The following is a 19341-nucleotide window of genomic DNA, read 5'->3' on the forward strand; positions in this document are numbered from 1 at the left end:
GAAGAGTTAAATGGTAAATTCGCCATCATTACCCGAAAAGGAGCGATATATGTTACAACTTGGTATCATCGGAACAGGAGCTATTGCCCATCATTTCATCGCAGCAGCTCATCAGACAAAACACTATCAATTAGCAGCCATCTATTCACGGACTATGGAAAGTGCTAAAGCCTTCGCTGAGCGGTATCAGCAATCGCTTCAGCTCTACACAGATATGGAGGAATTTCTAACGAGTACAATCGATATTCTCTATATTGCTAGTCCTAACTCTCTCCACCACGGGCAAGCCAAAGCGGCACTTCTTGCTGGCAAACACGTCATCATTGAAAAACCTGCTGTCACTCGACCAGAAGAATGGGCTGATTTGGTGACAATCGCTAAAGAAAAGCAGGTCTTTGTTTTTGAAGCCGCTCGCAATTACCACGAACAGGCTTTTACCACCATCTCTGACTTTTTAGTGGATAAGGAGATCTGGGGAGCTCATTTTAGCTATGCCAAGTACTCGTCCAAAATGCCTGACCTCTTAGACGGAAAAACGCCAAATGTCTTTTCTAGTCAATTTGCGGGTGGTGCTCTCATGGACTTAGGGATCTATCCTGTATATGCCAGCGTTCGCCTTTTTGGTGCACCCATTTCTGCTCGCTATACCGCGCAACAATTGCCAAATACAGTTGACTTAAATGGTTCTGGACAGCTCATGTATCCAAACTTCCAAGTAACCATTCAGACAGGAAAAAATATCCATAGTTCACTTCCTGCTGAAATTTATACCAATCAAGGGACGCTCGTCCTAGATACGATTGAACATATCAGCTCAGCTATTTTCCACCCACTAAAAGGAGAAGCCGAAGTACTTGCCATCACGCAAGCTCCCCACACTATGCTAGAAGAAGCAAGGCAATTCGCGACCATGATTGAGCAGCCTCAGCCAGAACTCTATGAGAATTGGTTAGCCGCAGCACAAGCCGTCCACACTACTTTGTACCGTATGCGGCAAGATGCCCAGATTTATTTTGAAGGAGAACCACATGAAAACGACACTTCCTGCTAGTTGGCAACATCAACTGGAACACCTTGGCTTTACGAGCTTTACTGCAATTCAAGAACAGCTCTTTGAACCCATTAGAAGCGGAGAAACCGTTCTTGGCATTAGCCCAACTGGAACCGGTAAAACCTTGGCCTATTTGCTCCCTAGCCTTTTGAATCTTCAGCCGAAAAAAGCCCAGCAATTACTCATTTTAGCGCCCAATACAGAGCTAGCCGGTCAAATTTTTGATGTTTGTAAGACCTGGGCGGAACTCATAGGGCTTCAGACGCAACTATTCCTCTCTGGCTCTAGCCAAAAGCGACAAATCGAACGCTTGAAAAAAGGGCCTGAAATCTTGATTGGTACGCCGGGGCGGATTTTTGAGCTGATTAAACTCAAGAAAATCAAGATGATGAATGTCACTACCATTGTCCTCGATGAATTTGACCAATTACTCAGCGATTCTCAATATCCTTTTGTAGATAAAATTTGTCGCTATGCACCACGCGACCACCAGTTGATTTACATGAGTGCAACGAATAAGGTCGATGTGGACAAATTAGCTCCCAATACCCGCACCATTGCGATTGACAATCTGGAATTAACCAATATCCAGCATTTCTATCTCCAAGTAGAAAAGCGAGAAAAAGTCGAATTACTACGCAAACTTGCCCATGTAGAAGATTTCCGTGGTCTTGTCTTTTTCAATTCCTTATCTGATCTTGGAAGCGCTGAGGAAAAATTGCAATACCGTGATATCGAAGCCGTTTCTCTTGCTAGCGATGTCAATGTCAAGTTTCGCAAGGTTATTTTGGAAAAATTCAAAGACCATGCCCTTACGCTACTTCTTGCAACCGATTTGGTAGCACGAGGAATCGATATTGATACCCTTGAATGCGTTGTGAATTACGAAGTTCCGCGCGACCAAGAAACCTATACCCACCGTGCGGGACGAACTGGCCGTATGGGGCAAGATGGCTTTGTCATCACCCTCATCAGTCATCCAGAAGAACTCAAATCGCTCAAAAAATATGCCTCGGTACAAGAAATCTTTCTCAAAAATCAACGCTTATATGTGAGCTAGAAAAGTTTGAAGTCGTAGATTATCCGATACTTACGACTATGAAGCATCATTTATACTCATTTAATTTCAAACATAATCATTTGATCTATCAATATCTATTTTTGATCTAAAATGACGTAGGTTTAATGCCTCAAAGACGAGTTTTTTCAGTCGATGAAAAGGATAGTCATAAAAAGAGAGCATTTATGTCCGAACGATCTGATACTCGTCAAAAATCACAATCTGACGTCCTTAACTCACCTTTCTGAACTCTAGTTCTACCTGCGATTTCACTGCCTAGTCAGATTTTGATTTTTTATAAAGTATAAGAAAGCAGCAAAAATGCCTCGCCAAATCTCTGGCGGGGCGTTTTTGTGACTTTTGAAATCTAAAAAGAGAGAACCAATTTCGTCCTCTCCAGAATCGAACACTTCTTCAAGCTACTACGCTTGACCAGCAATCAAAATAGATTACTTTTCACGGATGACTTCAACCTTGTAGCCATCTGGATCTTTGACAAAATAATAATTTGGCGGATTTCCTGGCAATCCTTTTGGTTCTGTCACTTCGTAACCTTTTTCGCTATGCTCTCTGTGCAAGCCTTCCAAATCAGGTGTGCTAAGTGCCACATGGGCAAAGCCATCTCCAATCACATACGGACCGTGATCGTAATTATAGGTCAATTCTAGCTCATAGTCATCCCCATCCAGTCCCAAATAAACAATGGTAAATTGATAATCTGGAAAATCCTTACGGCGCAATTCCTTGAATCCAAAAGCATCCTCATAAAATGCGATTGATTTTTCTAAATTTTCCACCCGCAAACAGGTGTGCAACATTTTACTAGCCATCTTATCCTCCGTTTATGCATAGTTCTAGTTCCATTATACCTTAAAACTGGAAAATTGGCTGAGTTGACGATTGTAGCCCTCATTTTGATTAGAAATAGCATTTAACAAATAGAAACTTTTATATTTTGGCCGGCCCAGCAATTTCATCTCACCCTTTTGGCAGCAATGCAGCTAAATATGGTACATAGAGCTCATCTTTTAGTTCCTTCAATGACTCAATCCAGCGATAGTCACTGTGCTCCTCTGGATCTAAGATAATAGGACGCTCCGAGACGAGTGTCGCTTCGTAAACTAAGCGGGTAAAAACGAGTTTCTTTTCCTCATCTACATTACTATCTTCATGCACAATAGCCCCTAGTTGTACATCTTGATTGACCTCTTCCATACTCTCTCGTCGAGCAGCTTTTCTGGGTAATTCTAAGTATTCTACTCTGCCGCCTGGAATATCGTAATAACCAGGATAGGTATTGACCTCACCTCGTTTTATCATGGAACGTTTGATCACTAAATAGCGTCCCTGATGTTTCAGCAACGCATGGGCAATTAATTGGACACTCATACTATCACCTATAATAATCTTTGTAACTCTTCTAAATCTTGCTCTGTCGTAGACCAGCTGGTTGCCAAGCGAACAACTACATGATTTTCATCATAAGTCTCCCAAAATCCCATAGCAACCTCTTTTGACAATTCTTTGTAGTGAGCATTCTCTAAAATAACAAACTGTTGATTGGTTGGAGATTCTAAAAAGAAAGTATATCCTTTTTCTGTGAGTATCTCTTTCAAACGCTCCGTCTTCTCCATCACCGTTTGCCCGATTTTCAGATATAAATCATCGGTAAAGAAACGATCAAATTGCACCCCTAATAAGCGCCCTTTCGCTAGCAAGGCTCCATGCTGTTTGACAATCGTAGGAAATCGTTTTGGGGAACTGTCTTTAGAAAAGACAACAGCTTCGCCGCACAAAGCTCCCATTTTTGTGCCACCGATGTAAAATACATCTGCTACATGTGCTAAATCTGCCAAGGTCACATCATTCATCGGACTTGCCAAACCATACCCCAAACGAGCCCCATCAATGAACAGTGGAATCTCATACCTTCGACAAACTCCTGCTATTTCTGTAAGCTCGTGCTTTGTATAAAGAGTTCCGTATTCTGTAGGGAAAGAAAGATAAACCATCCCAGGATACACCATGTGGGCATGATTGGCATCCTTATAAAAATTTTCCAAATAGGTTTCCACTTGCCGTGCAGAAATTTTCCCATATTCGTGAGGGAGGGTGAGCACCTTGTGTCCGGCAAACTCAATGGCTCCTGCCTCATGCACACTAATATGCCCTGTATCTGCTGCAATCACTCCTTCATAGGACTGCAAAAGGCTATCAATGACAATTTGATTGGTCTGTGTTCCTCCAGTCAAAAAGAACACTTCCGCATCTGGAGCCTGACAGGCGACTCGAATCTTATCCTTAGCCCGTTCGCTATACTGATCAAAACCATACCCTGCCAATCCCTCGTCATTGGTGTCCACTAAGGCTTGCAATAAATCCTTATGAACACCCCTGTTATAATCATTTTCAAAATGAATCATCTCAACTCCTTTTTCTACATCCGTTCGTAGCTTAAAAAAAAAATAGAAAAGCCTTGCAAGACAAGACTTTTCCAAAGTATCCACCCTGAGAGAATCGAACTCCCATCTCAAGAACCGGAATCTTACGTGATATCCATTACACTAAGGGTGGCAACTCCATTATTATACCGAATTTTTTAAAAAATAACAAGTCTAATCCCCAATGAAAATCAAAAATAATTAAAATTTTACAAGAAGATTATTGCCAATCATGATAGTAAGGCAAGTCTAGTTTCCTTTATCAACGATATCATGACATGAAATCAAAGCAGTACATTTATGGTATATTCACTAGATTTTCGTAAAAAAATTCTCCATCATTACGAGACAACCGGTAATATTTCTGAAGCAGTTAAGAATTTGTATTCACACCGTCCCAAGGTCTTTAAAATACGATGAATATGTGATAATTTCACAAAAGAGAGCTCTGTTGACACTAATTTTCATAAAAGTTATAGTATCATGAAATTTCATTGTAATGTAGAGGAAAACCATGATAAACCAGCACTTATATGGAAATATTTCAAAAAAAATGCATGTAGCTAGAACCTAATTACATGCATTTTCTTCGTGCATACAGCGTGATGTGGAAGCACCCGCCATTGACAGCCTCTTTTCGTGATGTATAATATCGCAATTCACGAGTTCTCATTTAGACCATTTATAGGCACGGTGGTTTGAGAAATAGAAAGCCAGTTTGCCTCATTCTTGAGCCGTTAAATCAGTATCATATAGAGGGTGCCATTTTCAAGATACTAATATGCAACTAGAAATATCTAGCAAGGGACTGTTATTCATGCCCTACATAGACTAGCTAGGCCATCAGACAAAGACTATAAACGTTTGTCAGTTTTTTACGGTTGATAATGACTATAATAGCACTGATGCGGGAGCAAGTTCTCTTGGAATAATTCACTAACGGTTACAAAGGTATAGCCATTTTCTTTCAGGTATTCTAACACAGATGGCAAAGCATCAATCGTTGTCTGATGAATGTCATGCATTAGAATGACCGAGCCTGGCTGCGTCTTACGAACTTCGCGCATAATAGCTGCTGTATTATGCGTTTTCCAATCCAGAGTATCGACATCCCAAAGCATGAAAGATACATTGACCGCATTTTGAACGGCTTGATTAATGGAACCGTACGGCGGACGCATGGTGCGGGGAGCTTCTCCTATCACAGCCTGTAAAGCAGCCTGCGTATCAGAAATTTCCTGCACAGCCTGATTTAAAGGAATAGCCGTCAATTGAGGATGATTCCAACTATGATTTCCAATTTCATGGCCGGCAGCCTTTACTTGCTTAATGAGCTTTTCATTTCCAGCTACCTTCTTACCCAGCATATAAAATGTTGCTTTTGCATGATACTTGGCAAGAATTTCCAAGGCTTGTGGAGTCGTTTCAGGGCTCGGACCATCATCAAAAGTCAAGGCGACTAGTTTTCGATCTTTCTTTTCTTGGTAGGCTTGATAAGCTGTTAATTCATCTCCCATGAGAGCATCCGTATCAATCACATCATAGAAATTCGCAAAGGGAACGTTGACAGTTCCTTCTTTTGCTAGATCAATCTCAAATTGACCTTGCTGGTAACGATAGATCCAATTTTCTAAAGGCGTCTCATCTAAGGTAGCCATGATTTCTTCAAGCAGAGTTGAATCTAGCTGTTTCTTAGTCAATTCTTCTCGAATTTTCTCTAAAAAAATGAGTTTTGCGGTATAAGGTTCTGTAAATAGGTGATTAAGATGCAAAATTCCTTCGTCGGCCCCAGTATTCAAAAGAAGGCTTCCAAATTCCTCTTCCTTCTCTTTTTCGACATTTTTATCAACAGGGTAAACTTTCGCTTTTAAGGTGACTTGCTGGCTCTTTTTAAATGGACCATCTCCCACTTCAGCATAATAAAACCGTAAAGCTGTTGGAGCCACGTGCCCTTTTGCCTGAGGGAGTTCTTGAATTATCTGGAGCATTTGCTCCTTGATGAGATTTTTGGTTTTACCAGCTGTTTTCGGGTAATAGGCTGTTACATACTGGGTCCCAACGAGGCCACTATGCTTTTCTGTTCCCTTTTTGTCCTCTTTCTGATCCATTTGCTGAATGGTTTTGGTGATAGACTCTTGACGCTGATAATCCTGCCATTTGCGATGTAAGAGGTAGCCACCCCCTATCATCACAGCAATCAAGAACACATTCAACAAAAGTAATAATCCTTTTTTCACACGCTCACCTCTTTCCCTTTTATTATATCAGATTTTTTTGCTACTTTCAAAAAGGAAGAAAAAAATTCCCATTTTCTTCTCTAGAAAATAGAAATGCTCTAATTTTTGGTTAGTTTTCGTTGAATACCGGCCAAGAAAAAGACTAAAAGGAAAGCTGAGAGCACCAAGATACTTCCGAGTGCTAGAAAAGTAGGGGTAAATCCTAATCGCTCAATACACCACCCTGTCAACGGAAAAAGAACAATCATGCTCAGACTGAAAAACATAGCATTGATACTCAACATCGTCGCTCGAATTGAATTCGGTAGATACTGCTGGATATCATTGGATATAATAGGCATATAAAGAGCATAGAGAGCATTGCTCAGCAAATAAATGAACATAAAGACAAGCACCTGATTGGCAACGACAGCGGTATAAAGCAAGCCTGTCAATCCAACAATCCACGGAAATAGTTGAAAGGAAGACCATTTCTTGCCCACTTGACTAGCGACATAGGCAGCTCCAATGTTGAGCCCGCTTCCGACAAGCATGAGGAAAGCAATCTGCCAACTGCTTAAATCTGGCAAGTGATTTTGATAGTAGAAATAAAACATACACATCGTAGCACAAACAATCTGTCCAATCAAAAACCACCATAGCAGGGCAGAATTGGTCTTAAATTCTTTCAATACAGTGTTTACAATGCTAGAAAAGCTAACCCGCTCCTCTGTATAAGTTTTTCTATCTGGCTCTTTTAGAAGTGCAATCAAACAAATGGCACACAAGGAACAGGCAATCATCATCAGATAGGTCACTTCCAAATACCCGTGCACAAAAAATCCTGCCAGCACCGCTCCTAAAGACATCGTTGCCTCTGTCACGCCTGAAATGATACTCGAGAAAGTCAAATATCTTTCTTTCAAGCCCGCATCGACAGCTGAATCATAGAGCATGGCACTACTTGTTCCTGAATCAAAATTATAAGCCCAAGCATTAACCACCATAGCAAGAGCATACAGCCAAAAGTTCCCCTGAGCTAGCAACATAAGCATAGAAGAAACGATGGCGGCAAGACGCCCCAATATAAGATTGGCTTTATAAGAAAAACGATCAGCCAGCATCCCTGACGGAATCTCCGACAAAAGACTAGTCCCATGAAAGATACTTTCCAAAAGACCTATTTCCAGCAAGCTCATCCCCTTTTGACTTAAAAATAAGACCCAAAAAGTCGTAATTCCAAAAAATGAGAACCATTCGACAGCATAAAGCAAAGGGATATTTTTTCGATAAGAAGATACACGCATACATTTTCCTCCTATACATGTTATTATACCCCCCCCCCCCCCCCCCTTTTTTTTTTTTTTTTGCTTTTTGCAAGAAAAAATGTAAGGAGAAAGGGAGAAAGTTCAAAAAAATCTATTCTCTAATTTTTATAGAGTACCATAGGCTATCTTTGGAACTTCTCCTGTTCGTCGCTTTTCCTCTTCATTCTATCAACAGAAGTCAGACTTGAATTCGACCTCTGACATCATTTTTGCTGCTAGCTATTTTAGACTATCCAACTGCTGTTGCACAGCTTTTCCTGTCATAGCTCCTTCAAATTTTTGTGCAATGGTTCCGTCACGATTGATAAAAATATGAGTGGGGAAAGCTCTGACTTGATAGGATTTAAAAACCTGATCCTTGGTGTCAAACAAGACTGGATAAGTAATGCCTAGCTCAGCAGCTGCTTCTAATATTGGTTCCTTGGCCTGCTCCGCTGGTCGTTCATTTTCAAACTCTTTTTCAGCCGTGGACACGACAGATAAGAACACAAGATCGTCCTTTTCCTTCAGCCCTTGATAGACTTTTTCTAGCTCTGGGATCTCCTGCTTACAAGGCCCACACCAGCTGGCCCAAAGATTGAGGTAAACTTTTTTCCCTTTAAAATCCGCTAAAGAGACATCCTTACCATCCTTATCCTTAATCGTAAAGGCTGGGGCTTCCTTGCCAACCATCTGCTGAACCGCAGGACTGTCAGAATGATTGGTTCCCCTCATTTCCCCACATGCTGCAAGAGTTAATAAAGATAAGCTCAATCCAATGTAGATCATTCCTTTTTTCATCGATCCTACCTCCTGAAATCTTTTCTATTATTATACCATATTATTTTATATCAATATACATTTTTATCGTTTAAAAAATCCTCGTCTGTTTGCACAGACAAGGAGATCATGATTATGGTTTTAAGCGATGGAGCATCCGTGGGAATGGAATGGCTTCACGGATATGTTTGGTACCAGCGACAAAGGTTACCATCCGCTCGATTCCAATTCCAAACCCTGCATGGGGAACAGAGCCATACTTACGAAGATCAAGGTAGAATTCGTACTCTGAACGATCCATGCCAAGGCTCTCCATTTTAGCCACAAGGGCATCGTAATCATCTTCACGGACAGAACCACCGATGATTTCTCCATAACCTTCTGGTGCTAGTAAGTCTGCACAAAGCACGCGCTCTGGATTGCCCGGAACTGGTTTCATATAGAAAGCCTTGAAACTTGCTGGATAGTTGACCACAAAGGTTGGCACACCAAAGTAGTTTGAAATCCATGTTTCATGAGGAGAACCAAAATCATCTCCATGCTCCAAATGTTCGTAGTCTGTATCTTCATCTGCTTCATGCTCTTGAAGAAGACTAATCGCATCATCATAGGATACACGCTTGAAAGGCTCAGCGATGTATTTCTTCAAGAGTTCTGTATCACGTTCCAAGGCTTCAAGAGCTTGCGGCGCACGATCCAAAACGCCTTGAATCAATGCTTTTACATAGGCTTCTTGCAGGTCCAATGATTCATCATGAGAGAGGAAGGAATACTCCGCATCCATCATCCAAAACTCCGTCAAGTGACGACGTGTTTTTGATTTTTCTGCACGAAATACTGGACCAAAGTCAAATACACGCCCTAGTGCCATCGCTCCTGCTTCCAAGTACAATTGCCCTGATTGGCTCAAGTAAGCAGGGGTTCCAAAGTAATCTGTTTCAAACAGTTCTGTCGAATCTTCTGCCGCATTTCCAGACAGGATTGGACTGTCAAACTTGATAAAGCCATTCTTATCAAAGAACTCATAAGTCGCATAAATAATAGCGTTACGAATTTGCATAATGGCCATTTGCTTACGAGAACGGAGCCACAAGTGACGATTGTCCATCAAGAAATCCGTTCCATGTTCTTTCGGCGTAATTGGATAGTCTTTTGAATCACCAACTACCTCAAGATCCGTAATATCCAACTCATAGCCGAATTTTGAGCGTTCATCTTCTTTGACGATACCTGTTACCAACACAGATGTTTCCTGGCTGAGTTTTTTAACAGTATCAAACTTAGCTGTTCCTTCTTCTTCACCAAATGTTTCAATAAAGTTTGGCTTAAAAGCAACCGCTTGGAAAAAGGCAGTTCCGTCACGAAGCTGTAGAAAGGCTAATTTCCCTTTCCCTGATTTGTTGGCAACCCAAGCACCAATGGTTATTTTTTCACCAACATGGTCTTTGACATCAATAATCGATACTAACTCTTTAGACATAATTTCTCCTGTTCTTTTGTATAATGCTCTGTTAACTTTCTTAGGCAGTAGTCCACCGCAACAAGGACGAAGCTCCGTTTTCACTTACCCTTCCATAAATGTTTTTAGGCGTTTAACAGCTTCTTTTAAGGTATCAAGGTCTGTCGCATAGCTGAGACGGACATTTTCAGGTGCACCAAATCCTGCTCCCGTCACCAAGGCAACTCCTACTTCTTCCAAAATCGCTGTTGTAAAGGCTGTCACATCCGTGAAACCTTTCATGTCCATGGCTTTTTTTACATTTGGAAAGAGATAGAAGGCACCTTGCGGTTTCACCACTTCAAATCCTGGAACTTCAGCCAGTAAGGGATAGATGGTATTGAGTCGCTCTTCAAAGGCTTGACGCATTTGCTCTACTGTATCCTGCTCGCCAATTAGGGCTTCAATCGCTCCATACTGGGCTACAGCTGTTGGATTAGACGTTGTTTGTCCCGCAACCTTGGTCATGGCAGCGATAATCTCTGGCTCTCCCACTGCATAACCAATCCGCCAACCAGTCATGGCATAGGTCTTAGAGACACCATTGATGACAACCGTCTGCTTCCGAATGGCTTCTGACAAGCTGGAAATCGGGGTGAAGGTATTCCCATTATAGACAAGTCGTCCGTAAATATCATCTGCCAAAATCAGAATGTCATGCTCGACAGCCCAATTCCCAATCGCAAGAAGTTCCTCCCTGCTATAAATCATACCAGTTGGATTAGACGGTGAATTGAGAACCAAGACCTTGGTTTTAGCCGTGCGTGCTGCTTCTAATTGCGCAACGGTCACCTTAAAATCATTGGCTTCTCTTGCCTGCACAAAAACAGGCACACCTTCCGCCATTTTAATCTGATCCGCATAGCTGACCCAATAAGGGGTTGGAATAATCACCTCATCAAGCGGATTGATAACGCTCATGAAAAAGGTATAGAGAGAGAATTTTGCTCCTGTTGCCACCGTCACCTGGTTTGGGGCTACTGAATAGCCATAGAATTTCTCAAAGTAGCCGCTAATAGCCGTCTTTAATTCTGGCAACCCACTGGTTACCGTATAAAAGCTCGCACGACCATCTCTAATAGCAGCTATGGCTGCCTCTTGAATATTTTCTGGAGTGGTGAAGTCAGGTTCTCCCAAAGTCAAGGATAAAATATCCCTTCCTTCTGCCTTTAACTGCTTAGCACGCGCACCCGCAGCCAAGGTTACACTTTCTTCCATTTCAAGCACTCGTTTTGATACCTTCATATTCCCTCCTTGCTCAGAAATGTTCCATTTTCAAAAGAAATCACGTAGTAGTTCTGGCCCGACTTGACTTCCCAAATCGGTTGATTGTCGAAGTAACCCAAGACCACTCGCTCAATCTTACCAGCCCCATTTTCTTTGGCAATTTTCTTCGCCCTCGCTTGAGAAATCCCATTTGCCAAGTCGTAGAGATAAATCTTATCACTGTCTTTTTGAATTAATACGCCAATGGCCTTGCCACTCGTGTCCTTTCCTAAAAGGCTGGCATAAGACTCCTTGCCATGGTACATAGTAAAGGTCTCTAACTCCTTCAATGCTGCATATTTTTCCGCCAAAAGCTGGCTTGAATGTTTTTCAGACTGGTAAGGGGCTTTCGCTGTTTCTAACACATATAAAAATGAAAAGGCTAGGACAGATAAGAGCAAGATAATTCCAATGATGTATTGCCAGATGAGCAATTTCCGTTGACTATTTCCTCTATTTTTCACTCGTTTATTGTACCACCAATCAAGGATAATTACAAGTCTATTCAGTCATCTGAGCTTAGCAAGCCCCTGTATCTTCTTTCTACCGAAAATAATAATCTAAAAACACCCCTTTCGAGATGTTTTTAAATGATTATTTGCCAAAAACGTTTTTAAGACCTTCAACAGCACCCTCTACGGCACCTTTAGCATCCTCTACCAATTCTTTGGCCTTATCCGTTGCATCTCCTGCTAGTTCTTTAGCTTCTGCTGCAACTTTTTCAACAGCACCTTCGACTTCTGTTTTCTTATCGCCAACTAATTTTCCAGCTTGTTCTTTCAAACCGCCTGCTAATTCATCTAAATTTAAAGACATATCTTTGTCCTCCTTCTTTATTCTATTCTCATGATAACATAAATACTTGCAAATCTCAAATTATCTGTTTTTTAAGCCATTGGAAAGGAAAGGGAAATCCTCGTATGACTACCTTGTTTCGAATCAATTTCCATGTGGTAGTCTTGTCCAAACTGTAGACGCAAGCGTTGGTCCACATTTTTTAAGCCAACACCACCGAGTTTTACAAGAAGATTTTCGGTCGTATCATGCGCAATAAAGCCACGACCATTGTCATAGATAGACACGACAAGAAAGCCGGCTCTTTCTTCAACGGACACACGCACCAAGCCCTGTTCCTTGATTTCTTTAATCCCATGGTAAATGGCATTTTCCACCAAGGGCTGCAAGACCAACTTGGGTAATTGGAAATCATCAAAACGCGTATCTTCTTCGATTTCATAGGTCAACTTGTACCCGTAGCGCTGTTTTTGGATAAAAAGATACTGGCGAACATGGTCAATTTCATCTTTTAAGGCAATCTGTTCATTGCCTTGATTTAGTGCCAAGCGGAAATACTTGGCGAGCGATTTGGTCACCTCAACCACTTTCTCACTATTATTAAACTCCGCCATCCAGACAATCGTGTCTAAGGTATTATACAGAAAATGAGGATTGATTTGACTAGAAAGGGCTTGTAGCTCGTATTTGCGGACATTTTGCTCTTCTTCTTTAACGGCCAGCATCAATTTGTCAATCTGATCTAACATACGGTTAAATTGATGAGCCAAATCAACCAATTCTGGTGCCCCTTGCTCATTGGCTCGTAAACTGGCATTTCCATTTCCAATGGCCAAAATCGTTTCTTGTAAATTCCGCAAAGGCTTAATCCAATGCCGTAAAATGAACCAAATTCCTAAAAGACAAATTCCCAAGGCAACCAGCCCCGTTCCTACAAAAGATGTCAACACTTGACCTTGCAGTTGGTGAAGATTTTCCATAGAAGAAACCCCAATCATGACCCAATCACTCTGGGGGATCTGGTACTGATAAACATAGGAACTATCCTGGTCAACATAGCCATTCTTTTCTTGGATATAGGGTTCTAGGGCTTTCATCTCCTCACTAGATGAATAGACACTCTTCTTTGGATGATAGACAAATTCATGATTGCTATTGACAATAAAGGTAAAGCCCTTTTCTCCGAGCTGTAAGCTATCGAGATAAGCCGTCAAAGTATCATAAGCAATATCAAGACGGACAACCGCTAGATTGTCTCCTTTGCTATCCACCACTTCTTGGGTAACAGACACCACCCATTTCTCATTGGCTTCAGAAAGATTTTGGCGTGCAGGAGTGACAACCGGCATGGCATGTTCATGAATAGCGGCTTGGTACCAAGCTTCTTTCATCATGTCACTGGAGGTTTTCATACTAACTGCTTCATCTGTTGATACTAGGTGGCCTGATTTAGTGACGAGAACGGCAGATACCAAATCACGATCCGTTGATAAAATCGTACCCAATAGTTTTCTTAACGCTCTCTCATTTTCTACCGTTGCATCTTCTGCGTAAGTCTTGACTAGTTCATGATTTGCCAAACTACTGGTCGTTTCTTTTAATTTTTCCAAATAAGACTGGACAAATTGACCGCTTTGGGAAATGGTATGTTGTGTACTCTGCTCAGTCGTTTCTCGAATGACATCTGCACTCTTATAATAGTAACCAGCACCAACAATCCCAAGCAGTAATAACATGGTAACAGCCACATAAACCACTAACTGCACAAAAAGAGAAAACCGCTTCATCCCTGCTCTCCTTTTTTAAATTGACGAGGGGTCACACCCACGACCTGCTTGAAACGCTGCGAAAAATAATTCATATCTTCAAAGCCGACTTGCTCTGCTATTTCATAAATCTTTAAATCTGTTGTCAAAAGCAGTAACTTGGCTCTTTTCATCCGCTCCTGAATGAGATAGTCCTGAAAGGGCAGGCCCAGTTCTTTTTTCAAGACCACACTGAGATGCGAGGAGCTAAATCCCAAGTCCTGGGCTAGAGACTTGAGCGATAAATCCTGATCAGCTAGTCGTTCTTGGATGAGCTGGGCGAGACTGGAGGTTTCACTCTGTTCGACCAAATCGCTGATTTGTTGCCGCTTTTCTTCCTTATCTAGCTTCATCTTTACTTTGACGAGCATCTCCTCCACGTCTGCCTTAGAAAAAGGTTTGAGAAGATAGTCATCTGCCCCCAATTTAACAGCTGAGAGGGCATAGTCAAAATCATCATAGCCAGTCAAAAACACAATATGCGTCTCTGGATACTGCTCTCTAACGAGCTGTGCCAAGCGAATCCCGTTCATCTGAGGCATATTGATGTCGGTTAGTAGAATATCCGCCTGTTCTTTTTGGAAAAGTTCCCAAGCCTCCACACCGTTTTCTGCTTCTGCTAAAACTTCCATCCCCAATTTTTCAAAATCAAGCAAGGAGGCAATCCCTTGACGGACAAGGTATTCGTCTTCTACAATCATGAGTTTATACATACTATTCTCCTGTCTGAAATCCTACCTCTAGTATAGCAAATCCACCCAAATAAGGCGAGGTGAACCCCGCCTTTTTCATCTCTTTACAACCTGAAAGAGTTTATACATAGTCCAACAGATAGCCGTAGCCTTTACTTTCCATTTCTGCTTTTGGAATGAATTTGATTGAAAGACTGTTAATGCAGTAACGCAAACCACCCTTGTCTTTTGGACCATCGGTAAAGACATGCCCTAAGTGGGAATCCCCAACCCGGCTACGAACTTCCGTTCTCACCATGTTAAAGCTAGTATCATCCTTATAAGTCGCTACATCTGGGCTGATTGGGCGCGTGAAGCTTGGCCAACCGCAACCAGACTCATACTTGTCTTTGGAAGAAAATAGCGGCTCACCTGTCACGATATCCACATAAATCCCTTCCTCAAATTGATCCCAGTAGCGGTTTGAAAAGGCACGTTCTGTGTCATTTTTTTGAGTCACAGCGTACTCTTCTGCCGTCAACATTTTCTTAATTTCTTCATCGCTTGGTTTGTGGTACAAACTTTCGTCAATGACTGGATAGCTCGCTTGATTGACATTGATGTGGCAGTAGCCATTCGGATTTTTCTTGAGGTAGTCTTGGTGATATTCTTCTGCTTCTACGAAGTTTTCCAAAGCACCTTTTTCAACAGCAAGGGGCTTATCTAATTTCTTTGCTTGCTCATCAAAGACTTCTTCAATGACCTTTGAATCCTCTTTATCCGTATAATAGACACCCGTCCGATACTGTGTTCCACGGTCATTTCCTTGTTTATTGACACTAGTCGGGTCGATAATGCGGAAATAATGAAGCAAAACTTCACGTAAGGAAATTTGGTTCTTGTCATAGGTTACTTTTACTGTCTCAGCATGGCCTGTTTGACTAATCAATTCATACTTGGTGGTGCTGCCTTTTCCATTGGCATAACCTGATACGGCATCTGTCACTCCTCCTACACGTGAGAAATATTCTTCAACGCCCCAGAAGCAACCGCCTGCTAGATAAATGTCGCGGAGCTCTTCTTTCATTGCTTTTTTCTCCTTTGGCTTGACTTGGTTGACCTGACTGACAGCTGCCTCCTTAATATGGGCAGTTGCAGAAGACGATTGATTTCGATAGGCTCCAAAGACAATTAAGCCCAGCACTAGGAAAATCGCTCCGATGGTTAAGAGTACTTTCATTTTCCCTTCCATGGGTCACCTCCTATTTAATCTCTTTTAATTTGCTTTCAATACCAGCCTTATCCATAAATCCTGGATGAACATCCACTAAAACACCATCACTGCCAATAAAAGCAGAGGTTGGATAGGCACGAACACCGTATTCTTCTAAGAGTTTGCCACTTGGATCAAGGAGGACTGGCATGTGCTTGTAATCTAAGCCCTTGTACCAGTCTTTGAAATCTTCTGCAGATTTTTCACCCATGTGGTCTGGAGAAACGACGGTTAAAATGACATAATCCTTGTCCGCTACCTGACTTGAAAGGTCATCTGTGTCACGTAAAGTTGATAGACAAATGGAACACCATGACGCCCAGAATTTCAGATAGACTTTTTTTCCTTTAAAATCAGAAAGTTTATAGGTCTTGCCATCTACACCTTCTAAACTAAAGTCTGGTGCTGGTTTTCCGTCATTCATCATCTCTCCTTTCATACTTTCTTTGCCTGCCATCTTATCGTCAGACATCTTCTTATCATCCGACATCTTGTCCGTTTTCTGCTCCTCTTTTTTCATCATAGAGCTATCATCCATTTTTTTATCTTCGTGTGCTGCCTGAGTGGAGCATGCAGTTAACATTCCTAAGCAAGCAAGACTTGCAATCAACAAACGACGTTTTTTCATCTTCATCCTCCTAGTTTTTATCCTTCATTTCATCAGACATCTCTTCATCATCGGACATCTTGTCATCCGACATGTCATCGGCCATATCCTTTTTCTCCTCATCAGACATCTTATCGTCTTTCATAGCGTCTTTATCAGACATTTTCTCGTCTTTCATAGCATCCTTATCGGACATTTTTTCGTCTTTCATCTCTTTCTTTTCATCAGACATCTTATCCTCTTTTTTCATCATGGAACTATCGTCTGTTTTTTTCATATCTTCCGTCTTTTGGCTAGAGCATGCCGTTAAAAGACCAATAGAAAGTAAGCTCGCAAGCAGTAAAGTTTTTGTTTTCATGAAATTTCTCCTTTTATATATAATTATCCAAAAATTTGTGCAAAAATGTTAAGATTTCCCAACATGAGTAAAATTCCCATCAAGATAATGATGATTCCACCAATTTTCTTTAAGGTGCCCATATAAGGCTTTATTTTGCTGAAGTAGCGTAACACAAAGGAGGACGCTAAGGCAACGAGCAAAAATGGAATGGCTAAGCCAAGAGTGTAAAGAAGCATAAGAACAGCTCCCTGCCAAGCTCCGTTTCCACCAGAAGCGGCAATGGCTAAAACCGAACTCAAGACTGGTCCGATACACGGGGTCCATCCGAAGCTAAAGGTCAAACCGAGCAAGAAAGCATTGTAGAAATCATTGCGTTTTTTATCCTGCTTGAATTGGACACTCTTTTGCTTTTGTAATTGGGAAATATTGATAATTCCTATCTGGTGAATTCCCAAGATAATGACGATAGCCCCCAGAAGGTAACGGAACCAAGCAGCATAGAGAAGATTTCCTAGAAAGCCTGCCCCATAGCCCAAGGTAATAAAGACCATGGATAGGCCAGCGATGAAAAAGAGGGTTTTCACAATGCCGTACCAGGCAATCTCAAAGCCTAAAAATCGCACCGTTCTTGGTTCATCTGAATCGAGTAAAATTCCTACATACACAGGTAACAGTGGTAAAATACACGGTGAGAAGAAAGATAAAATACCTGCTAGAAACACCGATACTAAAAATACAACTGAGGTCATCGCCATCACTCCTTATCCTTTTGTAACTCTAGTATAATCCTCTTTGACTTTAAAAACTAGAGAATTTCATGCGGAAAAACTTGAATTTGATAAGGTAAACAAAAAATCTACCACTTTCGTGATAGATAAGAGAGTTATTCCATTTCAAAACTCTCTGCTGTTTGCCCATCAGGCATACAAATAGAAAATAAAATTCCCACAATTGCTGGTACAAGCCACGGAAGCGACGCATCTGCAAATGGCAGAGCATTGATGAGTTTATTTAATCCTTCCAAGTTAAATTGTTTACCGATAATGGTTGCAAAGGCTACACTCGTTACCAAGGCAATGGTCAGCTGCATGCCGATTTTAGATAAAGGTACCAAGCGATTGACCATCACCAAGAGCACAATTGCAATGGTAATGGGATAAAGGATTTCTAAGACCGGAATAGAATAGGCAATAATAGCTGATAAGCCAATGTTTGCAATTCCAAAACCAATCAAAGTGAACAAGGTCGCATAAACTTTATAGCCTAATTGCGGGAAGGTCTTGACAAAAAATTCTGATGTCGATACAATCAAGCCCACCGTTGTCGTAAAGCAGGTCATGGTCACCATAATGGCTAGGAAAATCTGAGCACTAGGACCAAAAATGGCCTGAGTTGCTTGCGAAAGGACATAGACACCTTTATTGACATCTGAGGTCATAACTTCTGCCGGAATTGGGAAATGATTGCCCAAGAAGCCAAGTCCTACGTAAAGGGCACTAAAGCCAAGAGCAACAACAACTCCTACCACCCAAATGGTTGAAACGTATTCTCTCTTAGACGCAAAACCAAGCTGGTTCATCGTTTCAACTGCAATCACACTAAAGGCAACAGATGCAAGGGCATCTAATGTATTATAGCCCTCTAAAAATCCTGTCCCAAAAGCCGCATTCACATAGGTTCCTGAAGCAGCCATCGGACTTGCACTCCCATATTTCGCAGCTCCTAGAACCACTAATACAACGATTAAGAAGGCAAAGAGGGGGGTTAAAATCCGTCCTACTAAGTCTAAAATCTTAGATGGATTAAGGGAAATCAGATAGGCCGCCGCAAAATAACACAGGGTAAAGAGCAACAAACTCCACTGGCTATTTCCTGCTAAAAGCGGCGCAATCCCGACCTCATAAGCCGTTGTCGCTGTCCGCGGAATGGCAAAGAACGGACCGATAGAAAGGTACAAAGCCACAAGATAGGTCGTTGCAAACCAAGGAGCGATTTTCCGAGAAATCTCAGATACATATCCCTTAGGATTGAGCGTACCAATAATCAGCGTCAATACAGCAATTCCAACTCCAGACAAGACAAATCCACTAATGGCCGGCCAGAAATTCTCTCCCGATAAAGCTCCCAAACTCGGAGGAAAAATTAAGTTTCCCGCCCCAAAAAATATACCAAACAGGAGGAGTCCTGTTAGTGAACCTTTTTTAAACATAGTCATCTCCTTTTCATTCGAT

Annotated in this window: 19 protein-coding genes and 1 tRNA gene; 2 read left to right on the forward strand and 18 right to left on the reverse strand. The window is 41.6% G+C overall.

The genetic code is table 11. The annotated features are described in order from the left end of the window. Window positions 1-49: 49 nt before the first annotated feature. Together BFM96_RS10165 and BFM96_RS10170 are read left to right on the forward strand one after the other, a co-directional pair. On the forward strand, window positions 50-1051 hold the full coding sequence (locus tag BFM96_RS10165; protein ID WP_068993808.1) for a Gfo/Idh/MocA family protein: 1002 nt from the start codon (window positions 50-52) through the stop codon (window positions 1049-1051). Next, window positions 1029-2111: a DEAD/DEAH box helicase gene (locus tag BFM96_RS10170; protein ID WP_068993811.1), complete on the forward strand. Its 1083-nt coding sequence runs from the start codon at window positions 1029-1031 to the stop codon at window positions 2109-2111. Before BFM96_RS10165 ends, BFM96_RS10170 begins: the two co-directional genes overlap by 23 nt. Window positions 2112-2560: 449 nt before the next feature. On the opposite strand, the gene gloA is transcribed toward BFM96_RS10170, so the two are convergent. The 18 genes from gloA to brnQ form a co-directional block, all read right to left on the reverse strand. Then, window positions 2561-2941, reverse strand: a complete 381-nt coding sequence (gloA, locus tag BFM96_RS10175; protein ID WP_068993814.1) for a lactoylglutathione lyase — start codon at window positions 2939-2941, stop codon at window positions 2561-2563. Between the two features lie 148 nt (window positions 2942-3089). Then, window positions 3090-3500 carry an NUDIX hydrolase gene (locus BFM96_RS10180; RefSeq protein ID WP_068993817.1) on the reverse strand — a complete coding sequence of 137 codons (411 nt, stop codon included), beginning with the start codon at window positions 3498-3500 and terminating at the stop codon, window positions 3090-3092. An 8-nt stretch (window positions 3501-3508) separates the two neighbouring features. Next, entirely contained in the window at window positions 3509-4534 is a 1026-nt protein-coding gene (locus BFM96_RS10185) for a threonine aldolase family protein (RefSeq protein WP_068993819.1), read from the reverse strand. 79 nt (window positions 4535-4613) lie between these two features. Then, a tRNA-Arg gene (locus BFM96_RS10190) sits at window positions 4614-4685 on the reverse strand. 742 nt (window positions 4686-5427) lie between these two features. After that, window positions 5428-6789, reverse strand: a complete 1362-nt coding sequence (locus BFM96_RS10195; protein WP_068993822.1) for a polysaccharide deacetylase family protein — start codon at window positions 6787-6789, stop codon at window positions 5428-5430. Window positions 6790-6887: 98 nt separating this feature from the next. Further along, window positions 6888-8075: an MFS transporter gene (locus BFM96_RS10200; protein ID WP_068993824.1), complete on the reverse strand. Its 1188-nt coding sequence runs from the start codon at window positions 8073-8075 to the stop codon at window positions 6888-6890. Between the two features lie 240 nt (window positions 8076-8315). After that, a complete protein-coding gene (locus tag BFM96_RS10205) occupies window positions 8316-8876 on the reverse strand; it encodes a TlpA family protein disulfide reductase (RefSeq protein ID WP_068993827.1) in 561 nt (186 codons plus the stop codon). Between the two features lie 112 nt (window positions 8877-8988). Continuing rightward, window positions 8989-10335, reverse strand: a complete 1347-nt coding sequence (gene asnS, locus BFM96_RS10210) for an asparagine--tRNA ligase (RefSeq protein ID WP_068993830.1) — start codon at window positions 10333-10335, stop codon at window positions 8989-8991. Between the two features lie 84 nt (window positions 10336-10419). Then, window positions 10420-11598: a pyridoxal phosphate-dependent aminotransferase gene (locus BFM96_RS10215; RefSeq protein WP_068993833.1), complete on the reverse strand. Its 1179-nt coding sequence runs from the start codon at window positions 11596-11598 to the stop codon at window positions 10420-10422. Then, window positions 11595-12083, reverse strand: a complete 489-nt coding sequence (locus tag BFM96_RS10220; protein WP_068993835.1) for a cell wall elongation regulator TseB-like domain-containing protein — start codon at window positions 12081-12083, stop codon at window positions 11595-11597. The genes BFM96_RS10215 and BFM96_RS10220 overlap by 4 nt, the downstream gene beginning before the upstream one ends. 130 nt (window positions 12084-12213) lie before the next feature. Beyond that, a complete protein-coding gene (locus BFM96_RS10225) occupies window positions 12214-12435 on the reverse strand; it encodes a CsbD family protein (protein ID WP_068993838.1) in 222 nt (73 codons plus the stop codon). Between the two features lie 71 nt (window positions 12436-12506). Further along, window positions 12507-14201 carry a cache domain-containing sensor histidine kinase gene (locus BFM96_RS10230; protein ID WP_068993840.1) on the reverse strand — a complete coding sequence of 565 codons (1695 nt, stop codon included), beginning with the start codon at window positions 14199-14201 and terminating at the stop codon, window positions 12507-12509. Continuing rightward, complete coding sequence (locus BFM96_RS10235; RefSeq protein ID WP_068993843.1) at window positions 14198-14932, reverse strand: response regulator transcription factor; 735 nt, start codon at window positions 14930-14932, stop codon at window positions 14198-14200. The genes BFM96_RS10230 and BFM96_RS10235 overlap by 4 nt, the downstream gene beginning before the upstream one ends. A gap of 100 nt (window positions 14933-15032) precedes the next feature. Further along, window positions 15033-16142 carry a peptide-methionine (R)-S-oxide reductase MsrB gene (gene msrB, locus BFM96_RS10240; RefSeq protein ID WP_068993846.1) on the reverse strand — a complete coding sequence of 370 codons (1110 nt, stop codon included), beginning with the start codon at window positions 16140-16142 and terminating at the stop codon, window positions 15033-15035. Window positions 16143-16152: 10 nt separating this feature from the next. After that, the gene (locus tag BFM96_RS10245; protein WP_068993848.1) at window positions 16153-16791 is read right to left on the reverse strand and encodes a redoxin family protein; all 639 of its coding nucleotides are present in this window, start codon (window positions 16789-16791) and stop codon (window positions 16153-16155) included. Window positions 16792-16801: 10 nt separating this feature from the next. Beyond that, window positions 16802-17128, reverse strand: a complete 327-nt coding sequence (locus BFM96_RS10250) for a hypothetical protein (protein ID WP_068993851.1) — start codon at window positions 17126-17128, stop codon at window positions 16802-16804. A 23-nt stretch (window positions 17129-17151) separates the two neighbouring features. Further along, entirely contained in the window at window positions 17152-17859 is a 708-nt protein-coding gene (gene ccdA2 / locus BFM96_RS10255; RefSeq protein WP_068993854.1) for a thiol-disulfide oxidoreductase-associated membrane protein CcdA2, read from the reverse strand. A gap of 134 nt (window positions 17860-17993) precedes the next feature. Continuing rightward, complete coding sequence (gene brnQ, locus BFM96_RS10260; protein ID WP_068993857.1) at window positions 17994-19319, reverse strand: branched-chain amino acid transport system II carrier protein; 1326 nt, start codon at window positions 19317-19319, stop codon at window positions 17994-17996. Window positions 19320-19341 lie beyond the last annotated feature (22 nt).

Source organism: Streptococcus himalayensis (genome assembly GCF_001708305.1).
Classification (GTDB): Bacteria; Bacillota; Bacilli; order Lactobacillales; family Streptococcaceae; genus Streptococcus; species Streptococcus himalayensis.